This window comes from Pseudomonas sp. Irchel s3b6, assembly GCF_900187415.1.
GTDB lineage: Bacteria > Pseudomonadota > Gammaproteobacteria > Pseudomonadales > Pseudomonadaceae > Aquipseudomonas.
Genome location: NZ_FYDM01000015.1, coordinates 38,459 through 54,377, shown reverse-complemented (window position 1 = coordinate 54,377; position 15,919 = coordinate 38,459). Strand labels below are relative to the sequence as shown.

Sequence of the window (15,919 nt, the reverse complement as noted above, 5' to 3'; positions counted from 1 at the left end):
GATAAATAGCTGTGGGTCGCTGTGACCCGTATACAACAGACGCTTTGTAACACGGAAAGTTACCAAGCATTTTTTATCGAAAAAGCGCCTTCAGCAACTCTATTTACAGGCATTCAGACAAAACCCGCACCAGCTTCTGCGCACGCGGGTCCATCAAGACGTAAGGCCCCAGGGTATTGGTGACAAAACCGAAGGCTACATCGTGTTCCGGGTCGGCAAATCCGACGGAACCACCCGCCCCGGGATGGCCAAACGCCCGAGGTCCGAGGCCGAAGGTGGCGTTGGGAACGTCCGGTTGATCGAGCATGCAACCCAGGCCAAAACGGGTCCGGGTCAGTAACGTCTTGTCTTCACCCAGGCTGTGCTCGCGGGTCAGTTCCTGGAGCATGTCGCTTTCGAGCAAACTGCCATCGAGCAGACCACTGTAGAACCCGGCCAGGCTACGCGCATTGCCGTGGCCATTGGCCGCCGGCTGCTGCATCCGGCGCCATTCCGGCTTGTTGGTGCTGGTCATGATCGACGGTGGATTGGTGAAGGCTCGCGTGGTCATAGCCGTTGGCTCACGCATGGTCACCTGCAGCAGACGCTGTGCGGCAGCATCACCCACGTTGCCTTTGCCGCGTGCGATGTGCGCCACGCGATGAAACTCTTCATCGGCCAGGCCGACGTGGAAATCCAGCGCCAATGGACGGGCAATACGCGCCACGATCGATTCGCCCGGACCCCGGCCGTCGGCACGGCGCAGCAACTCCCCCACCAGCCAGCCATAGGTAATCGCGGCATAACCATGCCCCTCACCCGGCGTCCACCAAGGCGCCTCGGCAGCCAATGCATCGACCATGGTTTGCCAGTCGTACAGCGCTTCGGGGGCCAGCAACTCACGCAGTGCCGGCAAGCCGGCCCGATGGCAGAGCAACTGGCGCAAGGTAACTGCCTCCTTGCCCGCCGCGGCGAACTCGGGCCAGTACCGGGCAACCGGCGCATCGAGCTGCAACTTGCCTTCGGCAACCAGTTGCAGGGCCGTCACGGCGGTAAAGGTCTTGGTGCAGGAGAACAGGTTGGCGATGGTATCGCTGTGCCAGGCTTCACTACCGTCCTTGTCCGCCGTACCGGCCCACAGGTCGACGACTGTTTCGCCGCCGATCTGAATGCACAATGCAGCACCGCGTTCCTGAGGATCGTCGAAGAGGGCCGCAAACGCTTCTCGTACCGCTTCGAATTTAAGCTCGTAATGACCCTGAATCTGCACCCGCCACTCCCCGGAAAAACGTCTTGATACAAAGGCCCGCATTGTTCCAGCCCTTGAGGGTTTTGGGAACCCGCGCAGGCCGGGCGGTCAGTGCTTTGAAGCATGGAGTTTCAGGGTTCAGTGGCCTTTTCCCGAAAGCCCGCCGACGTGAGTGCCCTAGTCCGAGGTTTTCGCCTCGTGGTCGACTTTCCCGCCCTCTTCGCCAGGGCTGGTGCTTTGCGCTTTTTCGGCCGTTACCCTGGCTTTTTCAGCGGTTTTACGCAACTGATCAACAGCCTGCAGGTTGGCCTTGCGCACACTGTCGACGAAGCCCTGGAATGGCAGATCAGTGATCCCTACCAGTCCGAAATGACCGTTCTCACCATCCAGCAGACGACCGGTCACCGGCTGGTCCAGGTACTGGAACCAGTGCACGCCGACAATCGATGACTCGCTCACCGCCTGCTTGACGAAGTTGGCGTAGGCCGGACCACGATCCTCTTCCCTGGCCACCTCAGTGACACCCGCCCAGAACGGTCCGCGATCGCGCGAGCCGAAGTTGAATTCGGTGATCAACACCGGCTTGTCCAACGCCTGGAGTTGGGCGAAGTCATAACCCTCCTGTGGCTTGAGCGTGTACAGGTTGAAACTCAGCACGTCGCAATACTGCGCGCAGGCCCCCACGGCCTCTGGTGTGCTGACGGCAAACCGGCCCCCAAGCAATAGATGGTTGGGGGCATGCCATTTCAGCGAGTCGGAAATGGTCTTGAAGTAGGTATCGGCGAAGACTTTCTGGAAGTATTTGAAGTCGGCTTCGATTTCCGGGTACTCCGCACTTGGCAGCGGCGGCACGAACCCCGGGTCCTCCATCAACTCCCATGCTGGCAGGTCGATGCCCCAGGCCTTGGAAAGCCCGGCCTGATTACGGTATTTGTCGCGTAATTGCTTGAGGAACGCCCGTTTGGCCGGTACATCGGTGGTCATTTTCAACGTGCCGTAGGCCAGCGCATAACGGGCCTTCGGGTCATCGCCGGGACCTGCCCAGGCCAGTTCGTTGTCGGCAAAATAGCCGATCAACCACGGATCGTCGCGATGATCACGGGCGGCAATGGCCACGGCGCGCTCGGTGGCCATGGCGAAACGCGGGTCGAACGGATCAGGCATGCCGCCCCACCAGTCGTTGCCGGTGCTGATGCTGGTGTAATCGCCAACGATCGACAGCGGCAAGGTGTAGGGCACGCGGTCGTTCAGGCCAAGCACTGGAGCGCTCCAGTTCCCCAGGGTGTTGAAACCCCAGGCCTGCAGGCGGTCGAGGGTGTGGCCGGCCCAGCGCTTTTCATCGAAGGCAGAAGGCACGCAAGGCGCGGTACTGGCGTCGGCCGTGGCCTCATCGACTTTGGCTGCCGTCGCAACGATACACGGCTGGCCATAGGTACGCTGCAGGTTGGCGCCATAGAAGTCGTACCAGCGGCCGGCATTGAACCCACGGCCCCGGTCGGCACCGTTACCGCCACGGTTATCGCCTTCGCCGTAGTAACGGGCCAAAGGCTCGTCGCTTGTCGGCAACGACTGGAACATTCCTTCACGCCCGGCGACGTAAGTCCGAGCGGCATCCGCGGTGACGGTATTGACCCCCAGGGAATAGAACGGATGACCTTCCGGTGTCACCAGATACCAGCGACCATCACGCTTTTCAGTGCGAAAAAAGCCGCTGGCCTTGAAGGCCGGGCCCTTGCTCCAGCCGCCGAACGTGTCCAGGGACGCACGCCCGCGCTCTGCCAGCCAGGTGTTCAGTTGCTGCTGCTCTTTATTCGCCGCGGTCTTGAGCTGATCGTCAGTGGCCACTTTCTCCGGCCACTTTGCCCGGCTGGACTGGCCATAGGCATCGACCAACGAGCCATAGACAGTACTGATCACCGCTTCGCCGTCCTGCACGCCAAAGCGCTCAAGCATGATGCTCTGGGCGACTTTCGGATGATCCATCGACAGCGTGACCGAGACTACCTGGCTGCGATCCAGCTGCCCTTCGCTGCTGGCCAGCAATACCCGCTGGCCATCCACCATCATTGGCATGGGCGGCCCGGCTTTCATCCCCTGGCTCAGTGGCGAGCTGGGGGTCAGCGGTACCAGCAGTGTTTGCGCAGGCCCCGCTGGCAGGTCGACGCGGCTGACCAGAACCTTGCCGTCACTGCTCTGGATCTTCACGTAGAGGGTGACCGCCCAGTTCATCGCACTCTGCAGGCGCAGGCTCATGACCCCGGACTGCGACCAGTCCCAGGCACCGGTTTGCGGCGTCAGGCGCAGGCTCGGTTGCGCCACCGGGTTGAACGTCACCCTACGCAGCACTTCACCCTCGGCTGTTTGCTCCGCATTGGATTGCGGCAGGCTGGCATCCTGCGTCGCCACCTGGACAACGTCGGCGGGTCGAACAAAGTTGAACAGCGTCTGTTGCCCGGCGGGTGCCGCGAGCAGCGGAGCGGCAAACATCAGGGCAAAAACAGCGGGTAACGTGCGGCGAATCATATGAACCAGGTTCTCCCTAGGGCCAGTGTGCAATCGGTGATAGGGGATAGACAACGCGGCGGGCGATTTCGCCCACCGTGAGTCAAGATATTTCGCGACGGAACGGCGGCAACGCGTTGAGGATCGCTTTGCCGTAGCGCTGCGTGACCAGGCGCCGGTCAAGCAGGGTGATGGTGCCGCGGTCTTCTTCGGTACGCAGCAAGCGCCCGCAGGCCTGGACCAGTTTGAGCGAGGCGTCGGGCACCGAGATTTCCATGAACGGATTGCCGCCCCGGGCCTCGATCCATTCGGCCAGCGCGGCTTCAACCGGGTCATCGGGTACCGAGAACGGGATCTTGGCGATCACCACGTGCTCGCAGTAGGCACCCGGCAAGTCGACGCCCTCGGCGAAACTGGCCAACCCGAACAACACGCTGGAGTCCCCGCCATCGACTCGCGCCTTGTGCTTGTTCAAGGTTTCCTGTTTCGACAGGTTGCCCTGGATGAATACTTGCTTGCGCCAATCCCGATCCAGCCCGTCGAACACGTCCTGCATCTGTTTGCGCGAAGAAAACAGCACCAGGGTGCCGCGCGAACCTTCCACCAGTTCCGGCAGGTCACGAATGATCGCCGCCGTATGGGCGGGGGCGTCGCGAGGATCGGCCCGCAAATCCGGCACCCGCAACACACCGGCGTCGGCATGCAGGAAGGGGCTGGGCACCACGGCCGTCACGGCTTTCTTCGGCAGGCCGGCACGCATGCGGAAACGCTCGAACGTGCCGAGGGCCGTCAGGGTCGCCGAAGTGACCAATGCGCCATAGGCCACATTCCACAGGTTGCGACGCAGCATTTCTGCGGCCAGGATCGGGCTGGCGTTGACCTCGATGTCGAACAGCGAACCACTTTCGGCCAGGGTCAGCCAGCGCGCCATCGGCGGGTTGTCTTCCGGGTCTTCCGCGGTGAATGCCGTCCACAACTCCCAATTGCCCTGGGAGCGGGACAACAGGCTGCCAAACAGCGGGTACCACTCTTCCGCCTGGTTACTGGCGATGCCGATGTTGACCTCGCCATCCATGCCTTCTTTCAGCAAATCCGTGAGCCGGGTAAAGAGGTCCGTCAGGCGCGAAAAGCCTTTCTTCAGCTCGATGCCCATCTCGCGCATGTGCTCGGGAACCACTCCGCCCACGAAACGGTGACGTGGACGCTCCCGGCCTTCGACATCTTCACCGGGCTTGAAGTCAGCCACCTGTTCGCAGGCGCTGAACATGAACTGCTGCTGGGTCTTGATCTCCCGCGCCAGCTCCGGCACTTGCTCGATGAGCTTGCCCAGGTCGCCGGGCAACGGGTGCTGGGCCAGCAGTTTGGTGAGGTTCTTGGCGGTTTGTTCCAGCCAGTCCGCGGTGGAACGCAGACGGGTGTAATGGGCGAAGTGGCCGATGGCCTTGTCAGGCAAGTGGTGACCTTCATCGAACACATAGAGCGTGTCACGGGGATCCGGCAGCACCGCACCACCGCCGAGCGCCAGGTCGGCCAGGACCATGTCGTGGTTGGTGACGATCACATCCACCTTGCCCATGCCTTCGCGGGCCTTGTAGAACGCGCACTGGCCGAAGTTGGGGCAATGCCGGTTGGTGCACTGGCTGTGATCGGTGGTCAGGCGCGCCCAGTCGGCATCTTCCAGGGCATTGGGCCAGCTGTCGCGGTCGCCATCCCATTTATTGCCGGCGAGCTTCTCGATCATGCTGGTGAACAGCTTCTGACTGGCCTCATCGACCTCAATCTTGAAGCCTTCTTCTTCGAAAAGTTGCGCGGTGGCGGTTTGGGCGTGGCCTTCCTGCAGCAGCATATCGAGCTTGGAAAGGCACATGTAGCGTCCACGGCCCTTGGCCAGCGCAAAGCTGAAGTTCAGCCCGCTGTTGCGCATCAGGTCCGGCAGGTCCTTGTAGACGATCTGCTCTTGCAGGGCGACGGTCGCGGTGGCAATCACCAAGCGTTTACCGGCGGCCTTGGCAGTCGGGATCGCCGCCAGGCTGTAGGCCACGGTCTTGCCGGTACCGGTGCCGGCTTCCACCGCCACGACAGCGGGGTCGCCACTACGCCGGCCTTCGTCGTCGGTGTCGATGTCCCCCAGGACTTTCGCCACTTCGGCGATCATCAGACGTTGGCCGTAACGCGGCTTCAGGCTCTTGGCTTCGAGAAAACGCGAATAGGCGCCCTGGATCGTGGTTTTGAGTTCAGTGCTGATCATGGATTGTCGGGCGCAAAAAACGCTGGATAAATTTTCAGTGGTTCGGATCGGTCGCTATCATACCCCGCTAATGAATCCCGCGCAGAACGGAGTACCCCAATGACACCTTTCGCTATCATTTATACCTTCCATGTACTGGCTGCAACGATCTGGATAGGCGGCATGTTTTTCGCCTGGATGGTCCTGCGCCCGGCAGCCGTAAAAACACTGGAAGGCCCGGCCCGGCTGAAACTGTGGGTAGACGTGTTTCAACGCTTTTTTGTCTGGGTCTGGATCGCGGTGGTGATCCTGCCGGTCAGCGGAGTGGGGATGATTCACCTGCACTTCAGCGGCTTTGAAACCGCGCCACGCTATGTACAGATCATGATGGGCCTGTATCTGGTGATGGCCGCCCTGTTCATCCGCATTCAAGCCTTGCAACTTCCACACTTGCGCGAAGCCGTGCTGGCCGAGGACTGGCCGACCGGCGCCGCGACCCTTGGCAGCATTCGCCGCCTGGTAGGAATCAATCTGCTGCTGGGACTACTACTGGTAGCCATCGCCGCCGCGCGGCCGATGTTCTAACAACTTCGCTGACAACCCACCACCACCACCACCACTCAACAGGCCGAGCGTTAGCTCGCCTGCCGCCCTTGATCTTGCTTTGGCTCTGGCTCTGGCTCTGGCTTTTGATCTTGATCCACCCGCCCCATCGGCAGGCCGAGCGCAGGCGTTCATCAGGGGAATGGCGCGCAGCGCCCCTCGACGCAGTCGAGGACATCGCATGGAGGTCGAGCGAAGCCGACCGGAGGGCGATGCCCCCTGAGGAATGCCGGAGTCGAGGGAACCCCGAGCCTCGGCGAGGGGCCGGACGCTCGGGGCGAGACCTTTGGTTACTTTGGGGCGTTTGCCAAAGTGACCCGCCGTAAGGGCGGAACCATAAGTAGCCATGACCGCAGCAAAGGATATGTACACCGCACCCGCAAGAGAATGGTTGACTGCCAGGCCGCCTTCGCGAGCAAGCCCGCCCCCACAGAAAATCGGGGGCCATACCAATCAAAGCAGATTTACAGCCGCTGAACCGTCACCGAACCCGGCGCACCAGCCGGCCCAGGCTGCCCCGGTGCACCGGCCCGCCCACTCTTGCCGCCATCAGCGCGATAAACGAAGCACCCCTTGGCCTTGCCTCCCGCCCCCGGCTTACCACCGGCCCCCGCCACGCCACCGACGCCACCCTCGACCAGCACCTTGATCTGTTGCTCCGGATAATCACGCGGCAACTCCACGCGCACCAACGCGCCCGGGGCACCGGCACGACCATCGCCGCCGTTATCACCATCGGCACCTCGCCCCGCCTCTCCCCAAGTACAACCGGGTTCCTGACCATTGGCACCATCAAGCCCCACGTAACCCGGCGCCCCCGCGCCACCACGGGCATCGATCGACAATTCGGGTGCATTGAGCGAGGCAATCCGTAGATTCAGGTTGCGCCCCGCGCGTGCAGCCTTGAGGTAAGTACCAGGCGCACCGCGGGACGTGATCTGGCTGCCCGAGTCCAACTGCGCACGGCTGACCTTCAATTGCAGGCTCTGCTCACCGGGAACAATGGCGATCCGCGCCTCGCGCCCCAGCTGCAATAGGCCCACATTCAACTCGGTGACATTCGAAGGGATCAGCAACGTACCGTAATCCGCCACCTCCAGCCGTTCCAGCTGCAAAACGCTGGCGGTATTGGGCAGGCGCACCAGCGAATGGGTTTCGACCGTGACCACCTGCGCCAAAGCCATCGGACTGACCAGCGCGGCCAGCAAACAGAGCTTACGCATGGGAGGCCTCCGTAGAGTCAGACGTTGCGATGGTCTGCACATGAAAGATGCCGACCACCAGGACCTGCAAACGATCACGCCAAGGGTGCGGCCGGGTTTTAAGGTTGCGGTTGAACAGCACCAGTTCCAGAAGATGGGTCAGCAGCAACAGGCTACCGACCAGATTGACCATCAAATGAATCGGATTGGTGAACGGCTGGATCAGATTGATCAGCACCACCAGCCAGAACATCAGGGTCAACCACTTCCCCAACCCCCAAAACACTTTCATACGCGCCCCCGTGGATCATTATTCTTTGCGCGCACAGTAACGACTTCCACGAGGAATACGCCAGAGGCCAGTGAAAATTCTTCTTGAGCCCGCTGTTTGGCTGCCGGTTCGACGAGGATCGCCGGTCCGGCAGCGGTTGATCAGTGTCCGATCACCAGCTCCACCCGACGGTTTTTTGCCCGTCCTTCTTCGGTGGCGTTGTCGGCCACCGGCTGGCTTTCCCCCACGCCCTGGCTGGTCACTTTGTCCGGCGCAAGGCCCTGTTCCAACAGAAATGCGGCCACACTGCTGGCACGCATCTCGGAAAGCCCCTGGTTAAAAGCATCCGCCCCTTGGCTATCGGTGTGACCGAGCACCTTGATACTCGCCACGTCGGCATTTTTCAGCTTGCCCATCAGCGCCATCAGTTGTTCGTTGGCAGCCGGTGTCAGCTCGGCCGAGCCGGAGGCGAACAGCACATTGCCTTGATCGCTGAGGGTGATGACTTCATCTTGAGGGGCCTCGACCGGCTTGACGGTGGCCGGGTACTGAGGAACCGGGCAACCCCTGTTGTCGACCGGGGTACTGGCGGGAGTGTCGGGGCAATGATCACGGCGATCGAACACGCCGTCTTCGTCGTCGTCGCCATCCTGTGCGTAACAAATCAAGCCACCGGTCAACAGGCCGAGTGCCGCACCGCCCCCTGCCCAACTCGCACTTTCAATGGCCCCCAGACCGCCGCCTACCAAGCCACCGATCAAGCTGCAGATCGGCCAGTTACCTTGATTGAGGGGGGCAGTGCCGTCGCTGTGTGTGGCGCAACCTGTCAACAGGCTGCCGAGCAGAAGAACCGGCATTGCGGCTCGCAGGCGAACACTCATGGTGATTGCTCCTGTGTCACCGGTCCATACCGGTCACACAGGAGTAAAGACCCGCCTCCGCGACTGCACAAGGCGCGGAGGCGAGAGGGTCTAACGGTTGATTTTGATTTCGGTACGACGGTTCATCGAACGGCCGTCAGCGGTTGAGTTGTCGGCCACTGGCTGGCTTTCCCCGGCGCCGCTCACCGAAACGAAACTGGCGCGTGGCACGCCTTCTTCGATCAGGTACTCGACCACCGAACGCGCACGTTTTTCCGAGAGTGCCTGGTTGTAGGCATCGCTGCCGACACTGTCGGTATGTCCGGTCACGCTCAACCGGGCGGAAGGTGCTTCCTGTTTCAGGCGGGTGGCAATGGTTTCAAGCTTGGCTTTGTCGGCTTCGGTCAGTTTGGCCGAGTCGAAGCTGAAATTCACATCGCGGATAACGATGGTTTCTTCCTTGACCACCACGACCTCTTCAACCACAGGAGCCGGTGGAGGGCAACCATCTGCATCGACCTGCGTACCTTTCGGTGTGCCAGGGCACTTGTCACGACTGTCCAGAACACCATCGCCATCTTCGTCACCGTCGCCATGAACCCAGCAATAGGCGGCTGCCAGACTCCCCACGATCAGCGCGCCACTGCCAGCCCAGGCCGAGCTTTCCGTCGCGCCGAGACCGGCACCCACAACGCCACCGACCGCAGCACAGGTCGGCCAGTCTGTTTTCTGCAAACCTGCGCAACCAGTCAACACACTGGTTAGCAGAACCAAGGGTAATGCTGTCCGAACTATGCTCATCGAGTTATCTCCTGAGGGATCGGCTTACGACCGATTCATGGAGTAAAGACCCGGGTTTTAATATCCGCCAGCACTAGGCCACCTCTGTTTCACCCCGTAATCACTGGCTCTGGAAACCTGATGCGCAATCAGGCTCTAGGCCCGAGCGTTCCGGCAGGCTAGTCTCTGCAGTTCTGATTGAGGATCTTCGATGACCGCAGGCATTTCTTCGCGCACACCCCAGCAAGCCCTCGCCGCCCTGCTCGATCGCTATGCGCCGCAGCGACTGCTGCTGATCGGCGCCAGTGACTTCCCGGCACTGCAGGCGTTCAGGCAGGCACACCCCGAGACCCAGATCGCCCAGGCAGCACCTGGCGTACTACCTCCGGAGCTGGCAGCCCAACGTTTCGACCTGGCGCTGGCGCTCGATTGCCTTGAGCACCTGCCCAAGCGCGACGGCCTCAACCTGCTCGGCGGGATCCGCAACCTCAACGCCAGCCGCATCGCGGTGCTCGCGGACCTGAATGCCTGTGGCTGGCAGGAAACCGACTTCTATTCCCTAGCCCTGCAAGCCAGTGAACGCTTCCAGCGCAACGAGCAGGTGTTGACCCTGTTCACCTACGATCTGCTTGACTACAAGCAAGTGCCCGACTGGCTCAACTCACGATTCTGGGCCAATCCGGAAAACTTCGGAAAATACTGGTGGTAACACAATGAGCACATCCATATGTCCCTGCGGCAGCGGCACGCCGCTCGATGCCTGTTGCGGCCATTACCACGACGGCCACCCCGCTCCTTGTGCCGAGGCCTTGATGCGCTCGCGCTACAGCGCCTATGTGCTGGGCCTGGTCGATTATCTGGTCGCCACCACCCTGCCGGCTCAACAACCAGGCCTGGATCGCCAGTCGATCAGCGACTGGAGCGCGCAGAGCACCTGGCTGGGTCTGGAGGTGGAAAGCTCGGAAGTCTTCGGCGGCCAGCCTGAACACGCGTTTGTCACTTTCATTGCCCGCTGGCACGACAACACTGGCGAACACAGTCACCGCGAACGCTCCTCCTTTGTGCAAAACACCAGTCGCTGGTACTTCATCGACCCGACCGTGCCGCTCAGGATCGGGCGAAACGATGCCTGCCCTTGCGGCAGCGGACAGAAGTTCAAGAAGTGTTGCGCGGGGTATTTCGCGTAACCACGAACCTAGTGTGTAGAAAGGAGCCACACCATGCCCGGCCAATGGCGCGCACTGCAGACACTCACCTTGCTGATGGCCCTGGGCCTCGGCGGCTGCGCCTCCTGGTTCACCGACGACGACCTTGAGCCCCAGGTGCATCTGCTCAAGGTCGAAGTGGTGAGGGCCAAACTGCTCGAACAGAAATTCATGCTGCATTTTCGTGTCGACAACCCCAACGACTCCAGCCTGACGGTTCGCGGACTGGAGTACCGCATTCACTTGAGCCAGTTCCTGCTGACCGAAGGTGAGTCCAGCGAATGGTTCAGGGTCGACCCCAACAGCAGTGCCTACTTCGAAGTGCCGATTCGCACCAACCTCTGGCAACACCTGCGCGAGGTGGTGAAATTGCTGAAAAAACCCGATCAACCCATCTCTTATCGCCTCGAAGGCGAACTGAAAACCGGATTATTCATCCGCAATGACGTGCACCTGTCGCGTTATGGCGAGATAATTCCCGGCGATTTTATTCCGGAGTAACCTCGATGACCCAGCAACCTCATGTCCATGGCCCTGACTGCAACCACGATCATGACCATCACGACCACCATGATCACGACCATGGCCATGTACACGGCCCCCATTGCGGCCACGCTCACCAGGAGCCGGTACGCAACGCGTTGAAAGACGTCGGCCGCAACGATCCTTGCCCATGCGGCAACGGCAAGAAGTTCAAGAAGTGCCACGGCGCTTGATGCATTAGGCTTCTGGCGGATCGCGGACATTTGACCGCGATCACAGAATCCCGGCCAGGGGAATGACCGTGGCGTACTCGCCATGCAGGTTGCCCAGTGACATGGCATGCACCTCCCGGGCCGAATGCGGGTTGCCGAAGAAGTCCGCTTTATCGAAGGTGTAGCAGGCATCTTCCACGACCCAGGTTGCAAACCCCAGATTACCGGCCGTCCGCGCCGTAGCCTCCACCGAGTTATGGGTTGCCACACCGACAATGACCAATTGCTCGACCTGCGCCTCGCGCAAATCAAGGGCAAGCGTCGTCCCGCAGAAGGCATCCGGCACCTGCTTCTGGATCACCCGCTCCCCCGCCTGTGGATCAAAACGCTCCTGAAACTCGACCCCAGACTGCCCTGGCCAGAACACCGAGTCCGGTTCGCGGGACAGGTGTTGAACATGAATCACCGGTCGCGCCAATCGCCTCCACTCAGCCAGCAGACGCGCCATACAGTCTTCCGCCTGTGGGTTATTGCGTGGCCCGAGCCTGGGGTGATGAATACCTTTTTGTTGATCGATCAGAATCAGCGTTGCGTTTGCCTGAAACTCCATGGCAAGTGTTCCCTCATAGCAGTCATCGGATTCTGCCTACTTGAGCATCACCGGTTCCGCCAGGCAAGCCTCGGATGGCGGGTCATCGACTGCAAATTCGCTGAATTATCGGACAAACCTTGAAATAAGGTCGGCCCCCGCTTGCGCGGCTCCCGGCCGCTCACTAACGTAGCGCCTTTATTGGTACTACCCCCCTGCAGGAGCTTTGCCATGGCCTCGCCAGCCCTTACATCTTTTCTTCCCCGGTTCGGCGTTGCCGCAGCTGTAGCCAGTGTGCTCAGCCTCTCAGGGTGCCAGACCTGGAACACCCAGGACACGTTGCCACCGACCTCCGGCGTGCAACCGCTCAAGGGGCTGGCACAGAACGTCTCCGTACGACGTAATGCCATGGGCATGCCATTGATTGAAAGCAGCACCTTCCACGACGCGCTGTTCACCCTCGGTTACGTACACGCCAGTGACCGCATCAACCAGATGGTCACCCTGCGTTTGCTGGCCCAAGGGCGTTTGTCAGAAATGTCCGGGGCACAGATGCTGGACGCTGACCGCTACATGCGCGCGGTCAATCTCAAGAAAAACGCCGACGAACTCTATAAAGCCTCCTCCCCACGCCTCAAACGCTTCTTTGAAGTCTATGCTCGCGGGGTCAACGCCTACCTGTTCCGGTATCGCGACAAACTGCCAGCGGACCTGGCGGCCACGGGCTACAAGCCCGAATACTGGAAAGCCGAGGATTCGGCGCTGATTTTCTGCCTGCTCAATTTCAGCCAGTCGGCCAACCTGCCGCAGGAAATAAACGCACTGGTCATGGCGCAAAACGTCACGACCGACAAACTGGCGTGGCTGTCGCCGTCCTACCCGGACGAGCAACTGCCACAGGGCGAGACGGACAAACTTCAAGGCGTGAAGCTCAACGGCGCGATCCCGGGCCTGGCCGATCTGGCGAAAGCCGGCGAGCAACTGTCCGGATTGAATCCACTGGGCACCACCGCCTCGAACAACTGGGCCATTGCCCCACAACGCAGCCGCAGCGGCAAGAGCCTGCTGGCCAGCGACAGCCAGTTCCCGATTGGCGCGCCCTCGCTGTGGAGCCCTGTACAGATCCGCGCGCCGAAGTACCAGGCTGCCGGGATCACCATTGCCGGCTTGCCGATGATCCTGTCCGGGTTCAATGGCAAGGTGGCCTGGAGCATGACGGCGGTCATGGGTGACAACCAGGACCTGTTCCTGGAAAAACTCAAGCGCCAGGGCACTGGGCTGGTTTACGAAGTGGCAGGCAAATGGCAGCCGGTGATGGTTCGCAATGAAACCTACTTCGTCAAAGGTCAGCGACCGATTCGCGAAGCCGTGTACGAAACCCGTCACGGCGCGCTGCTCAACAGTGCCCAAGGCAGCGCACTGGGCAATGGTCTGGGCGTGGCCCTGCAGATGCCTGAGTTCAAGGATGACAGGAGCCTGGATGCGTTCTTCGACCTGTCCCGTGCGCAGAGTGTGGAAAAAGCCTCGGATGCCAGCCGTGAAATCCGTGCCATTGCCCTGAATATGCTGTTCGCCGACGCCAGTAACATTGGCTGGCAAGTCACGGGCCGCTTCCCGAACCGTCGCGAAGGTGAAGGCCTGCTGCCATCGCCCGGCTGGGAGGGTCGTTATGACTGGGACGGCTATGCCGACCCGATGCTCCATCCCTACGATCAGGACCCGGCCCAAGGCTGGCTCGGCACCGCTAACCAGCGGATCATTCCCCACGGTTATGGCATGCAGTTGTCCAACTCCTGGGCGGCACCCGAGCGCGGCGAGCGTATCGCCGAACTGGCGGGCGCCGGCAAGCACGACAGTCGCAGCATGATTGCCATGCAGTACGACCAGACCACCCTGTTCGCCGCCAAACTGAAAAAGATGTTTGAAGCCCCCGGCATGTTGCAGCCGCTGAAACAGGCGATCTCGGCCCTGCCAGGCCTCGAAGCCGGCAAAGCACGCGAGGCGTTCAGCCGCCTGATGGCATTCGATGGCAAGCTCAGCCCGACATCGACCGACGCGGCGATCTACGAACTGTTCCTGCAGGAAAGCATGAAGCAGGTGTTCCTCGACGAACTGGGACCGGACTCCAGCCCGGCCTGGAAAGCGTTCGTTGCCAACGGCACCTTGTCCTACTCGGCCCAGGCCGACCATTTGCTCGGCCGCGAAGACAGCCCGTTCTGGGATGACATTCGCACAGCGCAAAAAGAAGACAAGCCGGCGATACTCGCCCGTAGCCTCGCGGCGGCGATCACCGCTGGCGAGAGCCAGATGGGCGGCGATCGCAAAGCCTGGCAGTGGGGCAAGCTGCACCGCTATGAATGGAAAAACACCCGCGGCCAGACAGTACGCGGGGCCATGGCGGCCGGTGGAGACCACACGACACTGAATGCAGCAGCCTACACCTGGGGCCAGGACTTCAATGCCACGCGGGTGCCGGTCATGCGCTTGATTGTCGACTTCGGCCAGGCCGAACCGCTGATGGTTCAAAACGGCACCGGTCAATCCGGTAACCCGGCCAGCCCGAACTACCTGAACAGTATCGAACCTTGGCTCAAGGGCCAGTATCAGGGCCTGCCGCTACAGCCGCAGAACTTCGACAAGGTGTATGGAAAGACTCGATTGACCCTGATCCCGGGCAAATGACCGGGTCGAGGCTGAGGGTGCCTGGAAACAGGCCCCCCTCATGCAGATTGCCCAGTGTGGGTGCGGTAAACCCGTCACGCCCGTTTTTGGGGCGTGATGCCTGACCAGACGCTTCTTGAATCAACTTTTAAAACGCTTGTTCGGGACTCTGGTTCGGAAATTGCTACTTTCATAATGTCTTACGCTTTCCAGTAACAATACTTACGCGCCACAAGCGCTCATATTGCTTCTTAAGGATTGAATAATGAAAAAAGCATTGCTGACCCTTTCTGCACTGGCCTTGTGCATGGCTGCAGGCTCCGCGCTGGCCAAGGAATACAAGGAACTGCGTTTTGGTGTCGATCCCTCCTATGCGCCGTTCGAATCCAAAGCCGCCGATGGCAACCTGGTGGGCTTCGATATCGATCTGGGCAATGCAATCTGCGCCGAACTGAAGGTCAAGTGCAAATGGGTCGAAAGTGACTTCGACGGCATGATTCCGGGCCTCAAGGCCAATAAATTCGACGGTGTGATCTCCTCGATGACCGTGACGCCGGCCCGTGAGAAAGTCATCGACTTCTCCAACGAGCTGTTCTCCGGCCCTACCTCCTTCGTGTTCAAGAAAGGTTCCGGGCTGACCGAGGACACTGCGTCCCTCAAGGGTAAAACCGTGGGTTACGAACAAGGCACCATCCAGGAAGCCTACGCCAAGGCCGTGTTGGACAAGGCCGGGGTGAAAACCCAGGCCTATGCCAACCAGGACCAGGTCTACGCGGACCTGACGTCCGGTCGCCTCGACGCGTCGATCCAGGACATGCTGCAAGCCGAACTGGGCTTCCTGAAGTCGCCACAAGGCGCTGACTTCGAAGTCAGCAAGCCTGTCGACAGCGAGTTGTTGCCCTCCAAGACCGCGATCGGTATCTCGAAAGGTAACAAAGAGCTGAAGGCGCTTTTGGATAAAGGTATCAAAGCGTTACACGACGATGGCACCTACGCCACCATTCAAAAGAAACACTTCGGTGATCTGAATCTGTACAGCGGCAAATAATGCCCGGCGCCCATCTTCGTGATGGGCGCTTTTTCTACACCATCAGGT

Annotated in this window: 15 protein-coding genes; 7 read left to right on the top strand and 8 right to left on the bottom strand. The window is 60.7% G+C overall.

Going from position 1 to position 15,919, the window contains the following annotated elements; all coding sequences use genetic code 11:
- Positions 1 to 103: 103 nt before the first annotated feature.
- The 3 genes from CKW07_RS20595 to dinG all read right to left on the bottom strand — a co-directional run bounded on the left by CKW07_RS20595 (position 104) and on the right by dinG (position 5,978).
- Entirely contained in the window at positions 104 to 1,249 is a 1,146-nt protein-coding gene (locus CKW07_RS20595; protein WP_095146790.1) for a serine hydrolase domain-containing protein, read from the bottom strand.
- A 156-nt stretch (positions 1,250 to 1,405) separates the two neighbouring features.
- Positions 1,406 to 3,751 (bottom strand): beta-agarase, encoded by a 2,346-nt coding sequence (locus CKW07_RS20590; RefSeq protein WP_095146789.1) that lies wholly within the window; start codon positions 3,749 to 3,751, stop codon positions 1,406 to 1,408.
- An 82-nt stretch (positions 3,752 to 3,833) separates the two neighbouring features.
- On the bottom strand, positions 3,834 to 5,978 hold the full coding sequence (gene dinG / locus CKW07_RS20585) for an ATP-dependent DNA helicase DinG (protein ID WP_095146788.1): 2,145 nt from the start codon (positions 5,976 to 5,978) through the stop codon (positions 3,834 to 3,836).
- 99 nt (positions 5,979 to 6,077) lie between these two features.
- Here dinG and CKW07_RS20580 point away from each other — a divergent pair, with 99 nt between their 5' ends.
- A complete protein-coding gene (locus CKW07_RS20580) occupies positions 6,078 to 6,542 on the top strand; it encodes a DUF2269 family protein (protein ID WP_095146787.1) in 465 nt (154 codons plus the stop codon).
- A 482-nt stretch (positions 6,543 to 7,024) separates the two neighbouring features.
- Here CKW07_RS20580 and CKW07_RS20575 read toward each other — a convergent pair whose 3' ends face one another.
- The 4 genes from CKW07_RS20575 to CKW07_RS20560 form a co-directional block, all read right to left on the bottom strand.
- Positions 7,025 to 7,783, bottom strand: coding sequence for a hypothetical protein (locus CKW07_RS20575; RefSeq protein WP_095146786.1), 759 nt, complete (start codon positions 7,781 to 7,783; stop codon positions 7,025 to 7,027).
- Entirely contained in the window at positions 7,776 to 8,054 is a 279-nt protein-coding gene (locus tag CKW07_RS20570) for a DUF1145 domain-containing protein (RefSeq protein ID WP_095146785.1), read from the bottom strand. The genes CKW07_RS20575 and CKW07_RS20570 overlap by 8 nt, the downstream gene beginning before the upstream one ends.
- A 140-nt stretch (positions 8,055 to 8,194) precedes the next feature.
- Positions 8,195 to 8,914 carry an OmpA family protein gene (locus CKW07_RS20565; RefSeq protein WP_095146784.1) on the bottom strand — a complete coding sequence of 240 codons (720 nt, stop codon included), beginning with the start codon at positions 8,912 to 8,914 and terminating at the stop codon, positions 8,195 to 8,197.
- A 90-nt stretch (positions 8,915 to 9,004) separates the two neighbouring features.
- Positions 9,005 to 9,694: an OmpA family protein gene (locus CKW07_RS20560; protein ID WP_095146783.1), complete on the bottom strand. Its 690-nt coding sequence runs from the start codon at positions 9,692 to 9,694 to the stop codon at positions 9,005 to 9,007.
- Between the two features lie 190 nt (positions 9,695 to 9,884).
- Between CKW07_RS20560 and CKW07_RS20555 the strand changes: the two genes are divergently transcribed.
- From CKW07_RS20555 to CKW07_RS20540, 4 genes are read left to right on the top strand one after another with little or no spacing between them, the layout of a single operon-like run.
- Positions 9,885 to 10,382: a DUF6231 family protein gene (locus CKW07_RS20555; protein WP_095077412.1), complete on the top strand. Its 498-nt coding sequence runs from the start codon at positions 9,885 to 9,887 to the stop codon at positions 10,380 to 10,382.
- Positions 10,383 to 10,386: 4 nt separating this feature from the next.
- The gene (locus tag CKW07_RS20550) at positions 10,387 to 10,860 is read left to right on the top strand and encodes a YchJ family protein (protein ID WP_095146782.1); all 474 of its coding nucleotides are present in this window, start codon (positions 10,387 to 10,389) and stop codon (positions 10,858 to 10,860) included.
- Positions 10,861 to 10,893: 33 nt separating this feature from the next.
- Positions 10,894 to 11,379, top strand: a complete 486-nt coding sequence (locus CKW07_RS20545) for an LEA type 2 family protein (RefSeq protein WP_095146781.1) — start codon at positions 10,894 to 10,896, stop codon at positions 11,377 to 11,379.
- A 5-nt stretch (positions 11,380 to 11,384) separates the two neighbouring features.
- A complete protein-coding gene (locus tag CKW07_RS20540; RefSeq protein ID WP_095077415.1) occupies positions 11,385 to 11,594 on the top strand; it encodes an SEC-C metal-binding domain-containing protein in 210 nt (69 codons plus the stop codon).
- Positions 11,595 to 11,634: 40 nt separating this feature from the next.
- Here CKW07_RS20540 and CKW07_RS20535 read toward each other — a convergent pair whose 3' ends face one another.
- Positions 11,635 to 12,183: a cysteine hydrolase family protein gene (locus CKW07_RS20535; protein ID WP_095146780.1), complete on the bottom strand. Its 549-nt coding sequence runs from the start codon at positions 12,181 to 12,183 to the stop codon at positions 11,635 to 11,637.
- Positions 12,184 to 12,393: 210 nt separating this feature from the next.
- On the opposite strand from CKW07_RS20535, the gene CKW07_RS20530 reads away from it, so the two are divergent.
- Entirely contained in the window at positions 12,394 to 14,844 is a 2,451-nt protein-coding gene (locus CKW07_RS20530) for a penicillin acylase family protein (RefSeq protein ID WP_095146779.1), read from the top strand.
- A 244-nt stretch (positions 14,845 to 15,088) separates the two neighbouring features.
- Positions 15,089 to 15,871 (top strand): transporter substrate-binding domain-containing protein, encoded by a 783-nt coding sequence (locus CKW07_RS20525; RefSeq protein ID WP_095146778.1) that lies wholly within the window; start codon positions 15,089 to 15,091, stop codon positions 15,869 to 15,871.
- The last annotated feature ends 48 nt before the right edge of the window (positions 15,872 to 15,919 follow it).

Excerpts from the sequence above, each read along its gene's own strand:
- dinG (WP_095146788.1), bottom strand. The coding sequence starts at position 5,978 with ATGATCAGCACTGAACTCAAAACCACGATCCAGGGCGCCTATTCGCGT.
- CKW07_RS20565 (WP_095146784.1), bottom strand. The coding sequence starts at position 8,914 with ATGAGTGTTCGCCTGCGAGCCGCAATGCCGGTTCTTCTGCTCGGCAGC.
- CKW07_RS20570 (WP_095146785.1), bottom strand. The coding sequence starts at position 8,054 with ATGAAAGTGTTTTGGGGGTTGGGGAAGTGGTTGACCCTGATGTTCTGG.
- CKW07_RS20540 (WP_095077415.1), top strand. The coding sequence starts at position 11,385 with ATGACCCAGCAACCTCATGTCCATGGCCCTGACTGCAACCACGATCAT.
- CKW07_RS20545 (WP_095146781.1), top strand. The coding sequence starts at position 10,894 with ATGCCCGGCCAATGGCGCGCACTGCAGACACTCACCTTGCTGATGGCC.
- CKW07_RS20535 (WP_095146780.1), bottom strand. The coding sequence starts at position 12,183 with ATGGAGTTTCAGGCAAACGCAACGCTGATTCTGATCGATCAACAAAAA.
- CKW07_RS20560 (WP_095146783.1), bottom strand. The coding sequence starts at position 9,694 with ATGAGCATAGTTCGGACAGCATTACCCTTGGTTCTGCTAACCAGTGTG.
- CKW07_RS20555 (WP_095077412.1), top strand. The coding sequence starts at position 9,885 with ATGACCGCAGGCATTTCTTCGCGCACACCCCAGCAAGCCCTCGCCGCC.
- CKW07_RS20575 (WP_095146786.1), bottom strand. The coding sequence starts at position 7,783 with ATGCGTAAGCTCTGTTTGCTGGCCGCGCTGGTCAGTCCGATGGCTTTG.
- CKW07_RS20590 (WP_095146789.1), bottom strand. The coding sequence starts at position 3,751 with ATGATTCGCCGCACGTTACCCGCTGTTTTTGCCCTGATGTTTGCCGCT.
- CKW07_RS20530 (WP_095146779.1), top strand. The coding sequence starts at position 12,394 with ATGGCCTCGCCAGCCCTTACATCTTTTCTTCCCCGGTTCGGCGTTGCC.
- CKW07_RS20580 (WP_095146787.1), top strand. The coding sequence starts at position 6,078 with ATGACACCTTTCGCTATCATTTATACCTTCCATGTACTGGCTGCAACG.
- CKW07_RS20550 (WP_095146782.1), top strand. The coding sequence starts at position 10,387 with ATGAGCACATCCATATGTCCCTGCGGCAGCGGCACGCCGCTCGATGCC.
- CKW07_RS20525 (WP_095146778.1), top strand. The coding sequence starts at position 15,089 with ATGAAAAAAGCATTGCTGACCCTTTCTGCACTGGCCTTGTGCATGGCT.